The organism is Ramlibacter sp. PS4R-6, from assembly GCF_037572775.1.
In the GTDB taxonomy this organism is placed as follows: Bacteria; Pseudomonadota; Gammaproteobacteria; order Burkholderiales; family Burkholderiaceae_C; genus Ramlibacter.
The window spans coordinates 2,187,096-2,201,604 of record NZ_JBBHKA010000001.1 but is presented as its reverse complement, the minus strand read 5'-3'; the positions used below and the strand labels follow the sequence as shown (position 1 = coordinate 2,201,604).

Sequence of the window (14,509 nt, the reverse complement as noted above, 5' to 3'; positions counted from 1 at the left end):
GTGAGAATAGCGCAATGCAATGCGCGATCCTCTGGTGCAACCTCGGCACGCCCGAAGCGCCGACGCCGGCCGCGGTGCGGCGCTACCTGGCGCAGTTCCTGTCGGACCCGCGCGTCGTCGAGATCCCTCCCGCGCTGTGGCTGCCGCTCCTGCGCGGCGTGATCTTGCCCCTGCGCGCGCCGAAGTCGGCGGCCAAGTACGCCAAGATCTGGACGCCCGAGGGCTCGCCCCTGCAGGTGTGGACCGAAAAGCAGGCCAAGCTGCTGCAAGGCTGGCTGGGCGAGCGCGGCCACAAGCTGAAGGTGCGCCACGCGATGCGCTACGGCGCGCCGTCGATTGCTTCCCAGCTCGATGCGCTGCACGCCGAGGGCATTCGCCACGTGCTCGTCCTGCAGGCCTACCCGCAATACTCGTGCTCCACCACGGCGAGCGTGATCGACGAGGTCGGGCGCTGGGCCGCGCGCACGCGGGTGGTGCCGGAGATCCGTTTCGTCAACAGCTACCACGACGACAGCGGGTACACCGAGGCGCTCGTGCGGCGCATCGAACGCTCGTGGCGCGACGGCGGCCGCCCGGACCACCTGGTGCTGAGTTTCCACGGCGTGCCGGAACGCACGGTGAAGCTGGGCGACCCGTACCGCGACCAGTGCCTGGAAACCGCGCGCCGCGTCACGGGACGCCTCGGTCTCGATGCGAAGGACTTCACGGTGAGCTTCCAGTCCCGGTTCGGCCGCGCGAAGTGGCTCGAACCCGCGACGGAGGCCACCTTGCGCTCGCTCGGCAAGCGCGGCGTCAAGCGCGTGGATGTCGTCTGCCCGGGCTTCACCGGCGACTGCCTCGAGACGCTGGAGGAGATCGCGATCGAAGGCCAGTCCGCCTTCCTCACGGCCGGCGGCAGGGAGTTCCGCTACATCCCGTGCCTCAACGACGACTCCGCGTGGATCACGGCGCTCGCAACGATCGCCGAGCGCCACCTCGCCGGGTGGCCGACGCGCTGATCAGGACAGCGCCGCGGCGCGGGGGCCCTTCGAGGGCGCGGGCGCCGCGTCGTGCTGATCGATGAAGGACATCACCAGGTCCAGTTGCTCCGGGACGTTCAGGGCGGGCGCATGGCCGCAGCCGGGAATCTCGACGATGCGCGTGAGGCCACGCAGCCCCGGGCCGCGCCGCATCATCTCGTCGGTGGCGTCGCGCTGCACCAGGTCCGACTCCGCGCCGCGCAGGCACAGCACCGGGATCTCCAGCACGTCGTAGTGCGCCCAGATGTCGTAGTCGTTCGGGTGGTCGGTGAACTGCCGCACCATCTGCGGGTCGTAGTGCGGCGTCCAGCGGCCGTCCGGCAGGCGGCGCGCGGAGGTTTCCGCCAGGCGCCGCCACTGGGCATCGCTCATCCAGCCGAAGGGCTTGTAGACCTGCCGGAAGAACGCTTCCAGTTCCGCCATCGTGTCGAACGACGGCGGGTTGCCTGCATAAGCGCGGATGCGTGCGAGCGCCGCGTCGGCGAGCTTGGGCGCGTTGTCGTTGAGGACCAGGCTCTTGATGCGCGACTTGAGCTTGGGCTGGAAGATGCCCGATGCGCTCACCGTGCCGATCGCGCCGCCCATGGACGTGCCCACCCAGTGCGCGTCGGCGATGTCCAGCCGGTCCATCAGCTCGAGGGCCAGTTTCGCGTAGAACGACAGCGTGTATTCCTTGACGGGATCCGGGCTCCACTGGCTGTAGCCGCGCCCGAGCGTGTCGGGGCAGATCACCCGGTAGCGCGCCGACAGGTGCTCCGCCAGTTCGTCCATGTCGCGCCCGGTACGCGCGAGCCCGTGCCAGGCGATGACGGTGCGCGGGTGCTGCGCACCCCACTCCGTGTAGTGGATCTCGCGGCCGGCGCAGGTTGCGTAGCGGGAGCTCGGGCCCATCCTCTGTCCTCTCTGGGGTTGTTCTACTTCAGCAGCTTGCCGGTGCTTCCGATCACCGTGACTTCCACGTACTTGGAGCCGATGCGGTTGTCCGGCGCGAAGCTCACCGTGATGCCGCCCAGGTCGAAGTTCGCGAGCGACTCCAGCGCCTTGATCACCTTCGCGCGCGTCGGGGCCGGGCCGGCGCGGCGCAGCGCCTCGACCAGCACCTTGGCGCCGAGGAACTCCTCGAAGCTGGTGTAGTTAACCGGCTCGTTCGGCGCGTACTTGCGCAGCAGGTCCTGGTACTCGCGGATCGCCGGCAGGTTCGCCATGTAGGGATAGGGCACGACCTGGCTGATGCCCAGGCCGTGCGCGTTCTTCAGGCCGGCGAGCTTCACGAGCTCCGCCGGGTCCACCACCGAGATGTTCAGCAGCTGCGCGCCGCCGCCCGACTCGCGGTACTGCTTGACGAAGGCCGCGGTCGGCTTGTTGATGGAGATCATGATGATGGCCTGCGGGTCCGCGGCCTTGATCTTCTTCACCGCCTCGTCGACCTTGTCGGTGTTGCGCTCGTAGCCGGCGGTGGTCACGAGCTTCAGGTTGCGCCGCGCCATCGCCGACTCGACGCCCGCGAGGCCCGCCTTGCCGAAGCCGTCATCCTGGTACATCACGGCGATGCGCTTCATGCCCAGCGTCGTGAGCTGCTGCACCATGTGCTCGGCCTCGTCCGCGTAGCCGGCGCGCACGTGGAAGATCCACGGGTTGTACGGGCTGCGCAGCGGCTCGCCGCCGGTGTACGGGGCGACGAGCGGCGCGCCGCCCTCCTCCAGCACCTTGTCGGCCAGCAGCTTGCCGATATTGGCCGTGCCGGCGAAGCCGAACAGCGCGACCACCTCCGGCTTGGCCAGCATCTCCTTCGTGAGGCGCACCGTCTCGTCGACCTTGTAGCCGTCGTCGGCCACCAGCACCTTGACCTTCTGGCCGTTGATGCCCCCGCGCGAGTTGACGTGGTCGAAATAGATCTGGCCGCCCAGCACCATCTGGCGCCCGGTGCTGGCCAGCACGCCCGACAGGGGCGCGACCTGCCCCACGACGATGTCCGCGGCGGCTCCCGTCGCCGCGATGCAGAGCGCGAGCGCGCCCAGGGTTTTCGTTCCCAACGACGTCCATGACTTCATGACATTCGTCTCCTGACTGCTTGGTGGAATGACAACTCCCTGGGCGGGCTCTGCGGCCCTTACTCGACGTGGATGGCCTTGGCCGTCGGCGTGGCGTCGAACACCAGCTTGTTCGGCCACACCGGCCACGTCACGCCCAGCGCGGCGTTGTTCGGGTCGCCGGTGCGCGCGAAGGCGGACATCGTCTGCATCATCGCGGCGGACAGCTCCAGGCGGCCGGGCTTGTTGGCTTCGTTGAACCACACGTTCCCGAACAGCGAGGGGCCGAAGGTGCCGAAGAGGAACGGCAGGTCCACCAGGTGCACCGCGCCGTAGATGTCGTTCCACGGGGCCGGCTGCTCGTCCCAGTCGAAGCGGTAGTAGTACACGTTGCTCTGCTGCGTCTTCAGCGAGTTCAGCACGTTGTCGCGGCTGCGGCCGAAGAACACGGCGTTGAGCGTTTCGGCGCGCGCCGTGAAGCCGGTGGTCGGCGCGTTCACCGGCAGGTAGGACGCGGCAAGCCACTGGTCGACCGTCGTCTGCGGCGTGGCGTTGGGGTTGTACGAGAAGTGGTTGGCGAACAGCTGCGCGTCGGTGACGATGCGCGCGTTGCCCGTGCCGCCGACGAGCGGCAGGAACGACGGGAACAGCTTGCCTTCGTCGCGCGTGTTGCCCGCGAGGACCGGCACCTTCACGTAGTTGCCGGCGTTGATCGCGGCGATGGGATCGGATGCGACGACCGTGCCCTCGGGGATGGGGCCCGAGCCCGCCAGGCCGGCGAGCGCCAGCTTGGTGAGCAGCGTCGTGAACAGCTGCGCGCTGGTCTTGCCGCGCACGTAGTCGGCGATCTGCGCGTCGGTGCGGGTGGCGATGTACGCATTCGCCGATGCCACGTCCGTCGCCAGGCCATCGGCGATCAGCAGGTTCTGCAGCATCGCCGTGCCTTGCGCGTTGTAGACAACCGCGGGCGAGAGCGTCGGGATGCTGCCGGCCGGCAGGTTGGTCGCCATCGAGATGCCGCCGGACAGCGGCACCACCTTGTGGAACAGCTTCGGGCTGGCCGCCACCATCAGCGGCGAGGTCTGCAGCGCCCACACGTTGATCGCGCCGGCCGACTGGCCGACGATGGTCACGTTGTCCGGGTTGCCGCCGAAGGCCGCGGCGTTCTTGCGCACCCACTCCAGCGCCTTGATGCTGTCGAGCAGCGTGAAGTTGCCGGAGTTGGTCTGCGCATCGCCCGTCTTGAGCTGCGGCAGGCTGAAGAAGCCGAGCACGCCCAGGCGGAAGTTCGGCGTGACCACCACGGCGTTGGCGTTCTTGGCCAAGGCGCTGCCGTTGTAGACCGGGTCGGCGGTGTAGCCCGACACGTTGCTGCCGCCGTGGAAGAACACGATCACGGGCAGGTTGCCGTCGTTCGTGCCCGGGCGCCAGACGTTCAGGTACAGGCAGTCCTCGCTGCCCACGGCGGTGTTCAGCGTGGTGCCGATCGTCGCGTCGTAGGTGTTGTTGGTGCCGGGGCCGTAGATGCGCCCGTACTGCGCGCACGCATTGCCGAACGACTGCGTGAGCTTGGTCGACGTCCACGCTTGCGGCTCGGCCGGCGCCTTCCAGCGCAGCGCGCCGGTGGGCGGCGCCGCGAAGGGAATGCCCTTCCACGAATACGTGCCCTGGCCGAAGTCTTCGGCCCCCTTCACCTCGCCCAGGTGCGTCATGCGCACGGTGGGGTCGTTGCCGCCCCCGCCGCCGCACGCGGCGAGCAGCGCCACGAGGCCCAGGGCCCACAGGTTCTTCATGTTCACTTCGTCTCCTCCGGTTGGGATTGAATGGTTTCAGGCGCGGCGCGCCGCACGCAGGCGGCCGACGACGCCTGTCGGGAAGTAGTAGACGGACAGCACGAACAGGACGCCGAGCCACAGCAGCCACCGGTCGGGCGACAGCAGCGCGGCCAGCCACGACACGCCGGACGCGGCGTCGGAAGCCAGCTTCAGCAGGTCCTGCAGGTAGCTTTGCGCGACGAGGAAGATGCCGGCGCCCAGCAAGGCGCCGTAGATCGTCCCCATGCCGCCGATGACGACGATCAGCAGCACGTCGAGCATGATCTCGAACGACAGCGAGGTGTCCGGCCCGTTGTAGCGCAGCCAGATCGCCAGCATCGCGCCGGCCAGCGTGGCGAACAGCGCCGACAGGATGCTCGACATCGTGCGGAAATAGACCACGCGGTAGCCGATGGCCTCGGCGCGGAACTCGTTCTCGCGGATCGCCTGCAGCACGCGGCCGAACGGCGAGTTGACGATGCGCAGCATCGCCAGGAACAGCACCACGGCCACGACGAACAGCAGGTAGTAGGTGATCATGCGGCCGTCGATTGACTCGGTGAGCTGGAAGCTGGGCGACAGCAGCTCGGGCATCTTGAAGGTCAGGCCGTCTTCGCCGCCCGTGAGGTCCGACAGCTGCGACGCCAGCGTCTGGAAGGCCGCGGCCACCGCCAGCGTGATCATCGAGAAGAAGATCGCCTTGACGCGCAGCGAGAACAGGCCGACCAGCAAGGCGAGCACGAACGACAGCGCGAGCGCTGCCACGAGGCCCACGAGGATCGAGCCCCAGCCCGGGCCCATGCGCGTGGCGGCGATCGCGATGCCATACGCGCCGATGCCGAAGAACATCGTGTGTGCGAAGCTCACGATGCCGGTGTAGCCCAGCAGCAGGTCGAAGCTCGCGACCAGCACGACGAAGACCAGCACCTTGGCGGCGACGCTCAGCGCCTTCGCACCCGGGAAAATGAAGGGCGTCAGCGCCAGCGCGACGACGAGCGCGACGAGGAGCACGGCCAGCACGCGGCTGCGCGGGTAGTCGTTGGAGAGGAGTCGGGTCAGCATCGCGGCCTCACTTCGACAGTGCGTAAACGCCCTGGGGCCGCCACAGCAGGATGGCCATCATCAGCGCGATGTTGGAAAAGAGGGCCGCCTTCGGCACCAGGAAGCCGGTGTAGTTGGCCATCAGGCCCACCAGCAGCGCGCCGATCAGCGCACCGGTCGTGGAGCCCAGCCCGCCGATGATCAGCACGATGAAGATCAGCACGTTGACCTGGGCGCCCATCTGCGGGATGACGTTCTGCTGGTACAGGCCCCACATCACGCCCCCCAGGCCTGCGAGTGCGCTGCCGACCACGAACACCCCGATGAACAGCACCTTGATGCGGTAGCCGAGCGACTCGACCATCTCGCGGTCCTGCACGCCGGCGCGGATCAGGAGGCCGATCTTCGTGCGCGTCAGCACCCACCACAGGATGCCGAACACCGCCAGGCCGACGATCACCGCGACGATGCGGTACTTCTCGATGTTGGCGTCGCCGACGAAGTAGGAGCCGCGCATGGCCGTGGGCAGCGGCAGCGGGATCTGCAGCGGGCCCCAGATGACCTTGATCAGCTCCTCGCCGATGATCATCCCGCCCATCGTGATCAGGATCTGCTTGAGGTGGTTGCCGTACACCGGGCGCACGATGAAGCGCTCGAAAGCCAGGCCGATGGCGCCGGCGACCAGCATCGCGATGACCATCGCCGGCAGCACGGCCAGCAGGTTCTGCACCAGGCTTTCGGAGCCGGTGTAGTCGCCCATCGAGCCCAGCACGCTGGTCGCCACGAAGGCGCCGAGCGCGATGAACACGCCATGCCCGAAGTTCAGGACGTCCATCAGGCCGAAGACCAGCGTGAGGCCCGAGGCGATGATGAACACGATCATGCCCATCGCCAGGCCCGCCACGGTGAGCGTGAGCCAGGTGGACGGCGAGCCGATGAACGGCAGCACGATGAGCGCCAGCAGCGGGACCAGCGCGACGGGTTTCCAGTCGAAATCGCTCTTCATATCGCGAGCCCCAGCAGCGAGTGCTGCAATTCCTCGTCCTCGGCCAGCTGCTGCATCGAACCGGTGTGCACGATGCGGCCGTTGTCCATCACGGCGACGTTGTCGCCCAGGCGCTTGGCGAAGTTGATGTTTTGCTCGACGAGCAGGATGGAGACGCCGCTCGCCTTCAATTGCGCGAACGCGTCGATCATGTTGTTGATGATCGCGGGGGCCAGGCCCTTGCTCGGCTCGTCGACGATCAGCAGCTCGCGCGGCTCCACGATCGCGCGCGAGACGGCCAGCATCTGCTTTTGCCCGCCCGAGAGCTTGCCGGCCGGGTGGTTCCAGAACTTCTCCACGGCCGGGAACAGCGAGAAGATCCACTGCAGCCGCGTCGAGTCGATCTGCCCGATGTTCTTGGCCCAGCGCGCGGCCAGCAGCATGTTCTCCTTCACGGTGAGGTCCGCGAAGATCCCCATGTTCTCGGGCACGTAGGCCACGTTCAGCTGCGCGATCTGCGGCGTGGCGAGCTTGGTGATGTCCTGGCCGTTGAACACGATGCGGCCCTGCGAGGCGCGCCACAGGCCCATGATCGTGCGCAGCGTCGTCGTCTTGCCGGCGCCGTTGCGCCCGAGCAGCATCGTGAGCTGGCCGCGGCGCACGGTGAAGTCCACGCCGTGCAGGATGTGGTACGCCCCGATGTGCGTGTGCACGCCCGAGAGCTCGAGGATGTTCTCGTTCATTTGCCGCCCCCGTTCACCACGCGCAGCTCGGGCCGCTCCAGCGGCACCTCGCGCTCCTCGCCCGCCTTCTCGGCGCTGACGCCCAGGTAGGCCTCCTGCACGATCGGCGAGGCGATGACTTCGGCGGGCGCGCCGTCCGCCACCAGCGCGCCGTTGTGCAGCACGATGATGCGATCGGCGAGCTCGCGCACGACGTCCATCTTGTGTTCCACGAGCAGGATGGTCTTGCTGGCGTCTTCCTTGAGCCTGCGGATCAGGTTCAGGATCACGGGCGCTTCGGCGGCGTTCATGCCGGCGGTGGGCTCGTCGAACATGAACACCTGCGCATCCAGCGCCATGAGCAGCGCGACCTCCAGCTTGCGCTGGTCGCCGTGCGGCAGGCTGGCCACCAGTTCGTTCTCCTTGTCCTTCATCGCGACCGACTCGAGGATTTCGTCGGCACGCTGCAGCAGCGCCTTGTGGTCGCTCCAGATGCTCCACAGGTTGAAGCCGCGGCGGTGGTCGCCTTCGCGCGCTGCCTGCACCGCGAGGCGCACGTTCTCCATCACCGTCAGGCGCGGGAACAGGTTGGTGAGCTGGAACGCGCGGCCCAGGCCGGCGCGCGTGCGCTGCGCGGCCGAAAGGCCGGAGAGGTCGCGCCCGTTGAGCGTGACCTGCCCGGCCGTGGCCTTGAGCTGCCCGGAGATCAGGTTGAAGTAGGTGGTCTTCCCTGCCCCGTTGGGGCCGACGATGGCGGTCAGCGTTCCCGGCTGGAAGGCACAGGTGACGCCGTTGACCGCCACGTGGCCGCCGAAGCGGATGGTCAGGTCCTTGGTCGCGAGCAGGCTCATTGGTTCATGGGAGAAAGTGGACGATCAGGGACAGGTGCCGATCACGTAGTAGTTCGTGCCGGTCTGCTTCAGGGTTGTCACGGTGTAGACGTTCCACAGGCCCATGTTCTGGTTGGACCCGTTGGCGTATGCGTAGCCGCCGCTCTGGTGCGCGCGGCCGGCGACGGTGTGGTTGTAGTTGTTGGCCGTGTAGCAGACGGGCGTGGCGCCCGTCGTGGTGCCGTTCACGGACGACGACATCGCGCCCTGCGTGCCGGCGGAGTCGACCGCGGCGACGGACCAGGAGTAGGTGGTACCCGCGGCCAGCCCGCTGTCGGTGAAGCTCGTGCCCGCGACCAGGCTGCCGTTGACCTTGCCGCCGTTGCGGAAGACGTTGTAGCCGGAGGCGCCGGTGACCGCGCCCCACGTGATGTTCATCGTGGTGTTGGTCGCGCCGCTCGTCGCCACGCCCGTGGGCGCCGGCAGCGTGCCGCCGCCGCCCCCGCCGCCCGTGCCGGACGAGACCTGGTCGACCATCGCCTTGATCGCGGCGACCTGCGTGCCGGCCTTCTGCGAGAAATTGGTGCCGTACCAGCCGATCCAGTCCCAGCAGCCGTTCGGGTTGCCGAGCGAGCCGCTGGCGGACGTCTGGCGGCTGGTGCTGTCCACCTTGGTCTGCGGGAACAGCACGATGATGCTGTTGGTGTCGGCCCAGCGAGTGATGCCGGTGTTCTTGACGTACTTGTCGCCGATGGTGTCGTAGTTCTGCTGGCAGCCGTGCAGGGCCACGTGCACCTTGCACTGCGCGCCGCTCGCGCAATTGGCCGGCACGTAGAGCCAGCCGTTGGGCGACATGCCCGGGTTGCCGGCGATGTACGGCGTCTGGTCGAACTGGATGTAGTTGCCCGCCGCCGGCGCGTTGTTGCGCGCATTCAGCGTGCCGTAGAACTTCTCGAACATCGCCTTCGCGCCGTCGTAGCCGCAGTTGCTGATGTACGGGGAGGAGCTGGAATTGCAGGCGTTGTTGCCGGTGGCGTCGAAGTCGGTCGGGAAGACGTGGGCCGTGCTGGCGCGCTGCACGTACGACAGGTTCGCCGCCGCCACGCCGTTGTTCGTGTACTGCGTCTGCACCGCGTTCATGGGGTTCGGCCCCACGGTGAAGTCGCTCGTGCCGACGAACATGTAGACCTTCTGGCCGGCGACGTTCGACTTGGCGTCGATCTGGTTGCCGCTCCAAGCGTTGATGTCGTTCTGCATCGTCGTCAGCATGGCGCTGGAGATCGACGCGTTGTACATGCACGCCGTGTAGTTGTTGTGGCCCGCGCACATGTACGGGCCGCCGGCGAAGACCGCCACGCCCTTGAACAGCGACGAATGCGCGTAGCCGAGCTGGTTCGCCATGAAGCCGCCGGACGAGAGGCCCGACACGGTGGTCTGCGTCTTGTCGACGTTGTACTTCGCAAGCGGGACTGCCCCCTGGGCGGCGAACGCGATGGCAAGGGCCGCCGCACCCACGAGGGCACGAAGCGCTTTCTGGAACGTCATTGAGTGTCTCCTTGGTGGTTGAGGGTCGAACAGCCCCTCGCCCCCGTGTGCCCGGGGGTTCTCTCAATCAACGGAACAAAAAGGGGCGCGGCCGCGCCCGTGGAAAGCGGTGGCTAGCGCTTGTTCTTGATCGGCACCTGCATCTCGGTCGGCTTGATTTCCTTCACGAGGGACAGGTCGGCCATCGCACCGGGCCGCGCGCCGGGCGAAACCCGGAAGTGGTACATCGACTGCATGGCCTGGTGGTCTTCCTTGCGGAAGGTCATGTTGCCCTTGGGCGTCTCGAAGGTCAGGCCTTCCATCGCCCCGATGAGCTTGTCGGTGTTGGTGTCGCCGGCGGTCTTCTTGAGCGCGGCGACCACGGCCATCGCGGCGGAGAACCCGCCGGCGGTGAAGAAGTCCGGCGGCGACTTGAAGCGCGTGTAGTGGTTGGTCACGAGCCACAGGTTCGGCTGGTTCTTGGAGAAGCCGAAGTAGTAGTAGCTCGCGCCTTCCATTCCCGGGAAGTTGTTGTACGGGACCATGGCCGGCAGGATGTTGCCGCCCGTTGCCACGTCGATGCCGTAGCGCTTCTTCAGGTCCAGGTCGGCAAGCTTGGCGAACGGCGGGTTCGCGCCGGCCCAGATCACGAAGATCACCTTGCGGCCCGGCTTGTCCTTCAGGTTGTCGACGATGCGCTGGAAGCCGGCGGTGAAGTCCGTCGTCGTCTGCGGCAGGTATTCCTCGTGGATGATCTTGGAGTTCTTGAGCGCTTCCTTGAACGCCTTCACGCCGTCACGGCCGAAGGCGTAGTCCTGCGCCAGCGTCGCGACGCTGGTGTTGGGCAGGTCGACGGCCACCGCGTTGGAGATCGCGTCCTGCGAGCTCGAGCGGCCGGTGCGGAAGATGTACTTGTTCCAGCGCTCGCCGGTGATCGAGTCGGCCACGGCCGGCTCCACCAGCAGCACCTTCTTGTATTCCTCGGCGACCGGCAGCATCGCGAGCGCGACGCCGGAAGACGTCGGGCCGATGGCGAGGTCCACCTTGTCGTCGGCGTAGGCCGCCTGCAGCAGCGACTTGCCCACGTCGGGCTTGCCCTGGTCGTCCTTCTCGATCAGCACGATCTTGCGGCCGTTGACCTGCATCGTGCCGCCCGTGGCGTACTCGAATCCCATCTGCAGGCCCGTCTGGGTCTGCTTGCCGTAGGCCTCGAGCGGGCCGGTGCGGCTGTAGATGTGGGCAATCTTGATGTCCTTCGCCTGGCCGAAAGCGAAGGGGGTGGTGAAGGCGGAAGCGGCGATGGCAGCCAGCGCCAGCCAGGAACGGCGTTGCATGGTGTCTCCTCTAATAATGAACTTCGTCGGGAACCGGCTGGCTCATGCACGTGGCGTGCCAAGCTGAAGCCTTTTGATTTCATTGGACTTTTTTCCAGCGCACCACGGTGGTGTCTGGAAATAAGGCAAGTCTAACTGTCTGATAGCCGAACAGTTGTCCGATTTTCAGACGGTGGCGTCCAGCCTTTCGTAGAGCTTGGCGCGCGAGATGCCGAGCAGGCGCGCGGCGGCCAGCTTGTTGCCCGAGGTGGCAGCCAGCGCCGCTTCGATCGCTTCGCGCTCGAGTTCGGCGACCTGTTGCGCGAGCGGCCGCAGCACGCGGTCCCCTGCTTTCGCGGCCGTCGAGGCCACGGGCCGCACGGGCGGCTGGATCTGCTGGATGCCCGACTCGCGCAGCACTTCCTCCACCCCCGGGACGTCGATGTGCGGCGAGTCGCTGCGCATCGCGGCCTGCTCCAGCACGTTGCGCAACTCGCGGATGTTGCCGCGCCACGCCTGTGCCGACAGCAGCGCGATCGCGTCCGCGCTGAAGTCCGGCGCGGGCGAGCCGTTGCGCAAGCCGATGTCCTCGGCCAGCACCTCGATGAGCGCGGGGACGTCGGCGAGCCGCTCGCGCAAGGCGGGCACGCGGATGGGCAGCACATTGAGGCGGTAGAACAGGTCTTCGCGGAACTTGCCTTGCCGCACCAGCTCACCGAGGTCGCGCGACGTCGCGGCGATCACGCGCGCATCGAACGGCACCAGCTTGTTGGAGCCCAAGGGCTCGATCTCGCCTTCCTGCAACGCGCGCAGCAGCTTCGGCTGCAGCACCAGCGGCATGTCGCCGATCTCGTCGAGGAACAGCGTGCCGCCGTCGGCCAGCTTGAACTTGCCGTCGCGGCCCTTGCGGTCGGCGCCCGTGTACGCGCCCGGTGCGACGCCGAAGAACTCGGCCTCGAGCAGCGTGTCGGGAACGGCCGCGATGTTCACGCCCACGAGCGGCCCGTTGGCGCGGCCCGACGCGGCGTGGATCGCGTGCGCGAGCAGTTCCTTGCCCGTGCCGGTTTCGCCGAGCAGCAGCACCGGGCTGGACGACATCGCCGCGCGGCGTGCCTGGCGCTTCACTTCGGTGGCGGCGGGGCTGCTGCCGACGAAGCTCGCCAGCGTGTACTTGTTGCGCCGCTGCGTGGCGAGTTCGCGCCGCGCATCGTCCAGGTCGCGCTGCAGGGCGGCGAACTTGTGGATGAGGGGCTGCAGCGTCGTCTCCGGGTGGTCGAAGAGCACGATGCCCAGCGCGCCGATGACTTCGCCGTTTTCGTCGCGCAGCGGGATGCGGCTGACGACGAACGTGCCCGCGCGGTTGGAGAGCAGGTCGATCAGGATGGGCTTGCCCGTCTGGATCACGCGGTGCATCTGCGTGTTCTGGATGACCTCGGACACGGGATGGCCGACGAAATCCTCCTCGCGCGGGAAGCCCAGCGCGGGCAGGTAGCGGCGGTACTGGTCGTTGATCCAGACGACGCGCGAATCGCGGTCGACGAGCAGCATGCCTTCGCTCGCGTTCGCGAACAGGTCGAACATGGACTTCGCCGCAAGCTCGAGGATGCGCTGGCCGTCCAGCGGCAGGGCTTCGGTGCGGGCGGGGGACTGCTTCATGCGTCCATCGTAGCCGGGCCTTGGCGCGAGCCATCCGGATTTGCCCGCGGTGGGGGACAATACCCACAGAGATGGATCGGCAGCGCATCGACAGGTGGTTGTGGGCGGCGCGCTTCTTCAAGACGCGCACGCTCGCCGTGGACGAGATCGGCCGCGGCCGCGTCAGCGTGAACGGGCAGGAGGTGCAGAAGCCCGCACGGGAAGTGAAGGCCGGCGACGTGGTCGCCGTGCGCCATGGCTACGTGCAGCGCACGGTCGTCGTGAAGGGCCTGTCGGAAGTGCGCGGGCCCGCGCCGGTCGCGCAATTGCTCTACGAGGAAACGGCGGAGAGCATCGCGGCCCGCGAGCGCGCCGCGCAGCAGCGCCGCGACGCACCTGAGCCGGCCCACAGCATCGAGCACGGCCGACCCACCAAGCGCGGGCGGCGCGAGCTGGACCAGGCGCAGCGCGGCTGGGGCGACCGCTGGAGCGCGTCCGTCGACGACGACAAGGCCTGAGCCGCTACCACTTCTCCATGTAGGGCCGCAGGTCCAGCTCGAAGGTCCACGCATCGCGCGGCTGCTGGTGCAGCCACCAGTAGTTCTCGGCGATGTGCTCGGGGCTGAGGATGCCCTCCTGGTCCTTGAGCGCGTAGCGCTCCGGGAACTGGGTGCGGATGAACTCCGTGTCGATCGCGCCGTCGACCACGACGTGCGCCACGTGGATGTTCCGCGGGCCCAGCTCGCGCGCCATGCTTTGCGCAAGCGCCCGCAGCGCCGCCTTGGCGCCGGCGAACGCGGCGAAGTTCGCCGAGCCGCGCAGCGACGCCGTCGCGCCGGTGAAGATGATCGTGCCGCGCTCGCGGTTGACCATCCGCTTGGCGACTTCGCGGGCGTTCAGGAAGCCGGCGAAGCACGCCATCTCCCAGATCTTCTGGTAACGGCGCGCCGTTTCCTCGAGGATGCTGGTGCGCACGTTCGCGCCGATGTTGAAGACGAAAGCCTCGATGGGGCCGATGTCGCGCTCGACCTGCTCGACGAGCGCGATGACGTCCTCCTCGCGGCGGGCATCCGATGCAATGCCGTGCGCCTGCCCGCCCGCGGCGCGGATCGCGTCGACGAGCGGCTGCAGCTTCTCGCCGTCGCGCCGCGTGACGACGGCCGTGCAGCCGCCCTGCGCGAAGCGGCGCGCGATCGCGCCGCCTGTGGAATCGCCCGCACCCACGACGAGTGCGACGCCCTTGCTGGTTTGCGTGTTCATGGCCGCAAGTGTCGGACTCTTCCGACGCGGCGTCACGCGAGGGGCTGTCACGGCTGTGCCATGTGAAGGGGCAATATTCCGGGCCCGGAGTACCGAATGCAAAGAACCCAGAAATCAAACGAGAACAGGACGGCCTCGATCCTGCAGCGCCTGCCCGTGATCCTGGCGGTCACGGCGGCTTCCTATGGCCTCACGCTGCCGGCGGGCGCGCGCGCCGCGAACGCGCAGCAGCCCGCCAAGACGGAGCAATCGCAGCCCGCGCCGCAGCGCTGACCGCTCCCCTCACCCGCAAAGGCCGCCCGCGGGCGGCCTTTGGTTTTCCTGCCTACACTGCGG

Annotated in this window: 14 protein-coding genes; 3 read left to right on the top strand and 11 right to left on the bottom strand. The window is 67.8% G+C overall.

Going from position 1 to position 14,509, the window contains the following annotated elements:
- The first annotated feature begins 14 nt into the window (after nt 1–14).
- The gene (gene hemH / locus WG903_RS10930) at nt 15–998 is read left to right on the top strand and encodes a ferrochelatase (protein WP_340075183.1); all 984 of its coding nucleotides are present in this window, start codon (nt 15–17) and stop codon (nt 996–998) included.
- On the opposite strand, the gene WG903_RS10925 is transcribed toward hemH, so the two are convergent.
- From WG903_RS10925 to WG903_RS10880, 10 genes are all read right to left on the bottom strand, one after another.
- Complete coding sequence (locus WG903_RS10925) at nt 999–1,910, bottom strand: alpha/beta fold hydrolase (RefSeq protein WP_340075181.1); 912 nt, start codon at nt 1,908–1,910, stop codon at nt 999–1,001.
- A 23-nt stretch (nt 1,911–1,933) separates the two neighbouring features.
- A complete protein-coding gene (locus WG903_RS10920) occupies nt 1,934–3,070 on the bottom strand; it encodes an ABC transporter substrate-binding protein (protein WP_340075179.1) in 1,137 nt (378 codons plus the stop codon).
- A 59-nt stretch (nt 3,071–3,129) separates the two neighbouring features.
- On the bottom strand, nt 3,130–4,842 hold the full coding sequence (locus WG903_RS10915; protein WP_340078225.1) for a carboxylesterase/lipase family protein: 1,713 nt from the start codon (nt 4,840–4,842) through the stop codon (nt 3,130–3,132).
- A 36-nt stretch (nt 4,843–4,878) separates the two neighbouring features.
- Nucleotides 4,879–5,925, bottom strand: coding sequence for a branched-chain amino acid ABC transporter permease (locus WG903_RS10910; RefSeq protein WP_340075177.1), 1,047 nt, complete (start codon nt 5,923–5,925; stop codon nt 4,879–4,881).
- 7 nt (nt 5,926–5,932) lie between these two features.
- Nucleotides 5,933–6,910 (bottom strand): branched-chain amino acid ABC transporter permease, encoded by a 978-nt coding sequence (locus WG903_RS10905; RefSeq protein WP_340075175.1) that lies wholly within the window; start codon nt 6,908–6,910, stop codon nt 5,933–5,935.
- The gene (locus WG903_RS10900) at nt 6,907–7,632 is read right to left on the bottom strand and encodes an ABC transporter ATP-binding protein (RefSeq protein ID WP_340075173.1); all 726 of its coding nucleotides are present in this window, start codon (nt 7,630–7,632) and stop codon (nt 6,907–6,909) included. The genes WG903_RS10905 and WG903_RS10900 overlap by 4 nt, the downstream gene beginning before the upstream one ends.
- On the bottom strand, nt 7,629–8,462 hold the full coding sequence (locus tag WG903_RS10895) for an ABC transporter ATP-binding protein (RefSeq protein WP_340075171.1): 834 nt from the start codon (nt 8,460–8,462) through the stop codon (nt 7,629–7,631). Before WG903_RS10895 ends, WG903_RS10900 begins: the two co-directional genes overlap by 4 nt.
- 24 nt (nt 8,463–8,486) lie before the next feature.
- Nucleotides 8,487–9,986 carry an extracellular catalytic domain type 2 short-chain-length polyhydroxyalkanoate depolymerase gene (locus WG903_RS10890; RefSeq protein WP_340075169.1) on the bottom strand — a complete coding sequence of 500 codons (1,500 nt, stop codon included), beginning with the start codon at nt 9,984–9,986 and terminating at the stop codon, nt 8,487–8,489.
- A gap of 113 nt (nt 9,987–10,099) precedes the next feature.
- Entirely contained in the window at nt 10,100–11,299 is a 1,200-nt protein-coding gene (locus WG903_RS10885; RefSeq protein WP_340075167.1) for a substrate-binding domain-containing protein, read from the bottom strand.
- Between the two features lie 165 nt (nt 11,300–11,464).
- Nucleotides 11,465–12,934 carry a sigma-54 interaction domain-containing protein gene (locus WG903_RS10880; RefSeq protein ID WP_340075164.1) on the bottom strand — a complete coding sequence of 490 codons (1,470 nt, stop codon included), beginning with the start codon at nt 12,932–12,934 and terminating at the stop codon, nt 11,465–11,467.
- Nucleotides 12,935–13,005: 71 nt separating this feature from the next.
- Here WG903_RS10880 and WG903_RS10875 point away from each other — a divergent pair, with 71 nt between their 5' ends.
- The gene (locus WG903_RS10875) at nt 13,006–13,431 is read left to right on the top strand and encodes an RNA-binding S4 domain-containing protein (RefSeq protein WP_340075162.1); all 426 of its coding nucleotides are present in this window, start codon (nt 13,006–13,008) and stop codon (nt 13,429–13,431) included.
- Nucleotides 13,432–13,435: 4 nt separating this feature from the next.
- Here the strand turns inward: WG903_RS10875 and WG903_RS10870 are convergent, their stop codons facing one another.
- Nucleotides 13,436–14,173 (bottom strand): SDR family oxidoreductase, encoded by a 738-nt coding sequence (locus tag WG903_RS10870; RefSeq protein WP_340075160.1) that lies wholly within the window; start codon nt 14,171–14,173, stop codon nt 13,436–13,438.
- A 96-nt stretch (nt 14,174–14,269) separates the two neighbouring features.
- On the opposite strand from WG903_RS10870, the gene WG903_RS10865 reads away from it, so the two are divergent.
- Complete coding sequence (locus WG903_RS10865) at nt 14,270–14,446, top strand: hypothetical protein (RefSeq protein ID WP_340075158.1); 177 nt, start codon at nt 14,270–14,272, stop codon at nt 14,444–14,446.
- The last annotated feature ends 63 nt before the right edge of the window (nt 14,447–14,509 follow it).

Excerpts from the sequence above, each read along its gene's own strand:
- hemH (WP_340075183.1), top strand. The coding sequence starts at position 15 with ATGCAATGCGCGATCCTCTGGTGCAACCTCGGCACGCCCGAAGCGCCG.
- WG903_RS10925 (WP_340075181.1), bottom strand. The coding sequence starts at position 1,910 with ATGGGCCCGAGCTCCCGCTACGCAACCTGCGCCGGCCGCGAGATCCAC.
- WG903_RS10920 (WP_340075179.1), bottom strand. The coding sequence starts at position 3,070 with ATGAAGTCATGGACGTCGTTGGGAACGAAAACCCTGGGCGCGCTCGCG.
- WG903_RS10915 (WP_340078225.1), bottom strand. The coding sequence starts at position 4,842 with ATGAAGAACCTGTGGGCCCTGGGCCTCGTGGCGCTGCTCGCCGCGTGC.
- WG903_RS10910 (WP_340075177.1), bottom strand. The coding sequence starts at position 5,925 with ATGCTGACCCGACTCCTCTCCAACGACTACCCGCGCAGCCGCGTGCTG.
- WG903_RS10905 (WP_340075175.1), bottom strand. The coding sequence starts at position 6,910 with ATGAAGAGCGATTTCGACTGGAAACCCGTCGCGCTGGTCCCGCTGCTG.
- WG903_RS10900 (WP_340075173.1), bottom strand. The coding sequence starts at position 7,632 with ATGAACGAGAACATCCTCGAGCTCTCGGGCGTGCACACGCACATCGGG.
- WG903_RS10895 (WP_340075171.1), bottom strand. The coding sequence starts at position 8,462 with ATGAGCCTGCTCGCGACCAAGGACCTGACCATCCGCTTCGGCGGCCAC.
- WG903_RS10890 (WP_340075169.1), bottom strand. The coding sequence starts at position 9,986 with ATGACGTTCCAGAAAGCGCTTCGTGCCCTCGTGGGTGCGGCGGCCCTT.
- WG903_RS10885 (WP_340075167.1), bottom strand. The coding sequence starts at position 11,299 with ATGCAACGCCGTTCCTGGCTGGCGCTGGCTGCCATCGCCGCTTCCGCC.
- WG903_RS10880 (WP_340075164.1), bottom strand. The coding sequence starts at position 12,934 with ATGAAGCAGTCCCCCGCCCGCACCGAAGCCCTGCCGCTGGACGGCCAG.
- WG903_RS10875 (WP_340075162.1), top strand. The coding sequence starts at position 13,006 with ATGGATCGGCAGCGCATCGACAGGTGGTTGTGGGCGGCGCGCTTCTTC.
- WG903_RS10870 (WP_340075160.1), bottom strand. The coding sequence starts at position 14,173 with ATGAACACGCAAACCAGCAAGGGCGTCGCACTCGTCGTGGGTGCGGGC.
- WG903_RS10865 (WP_340075158.1), top strand. The coding sequence starts at position 14,270 with ATGCAAAGAACCCAGAAATCAAACGAGAACAGGACGGCCTCGATCCTG.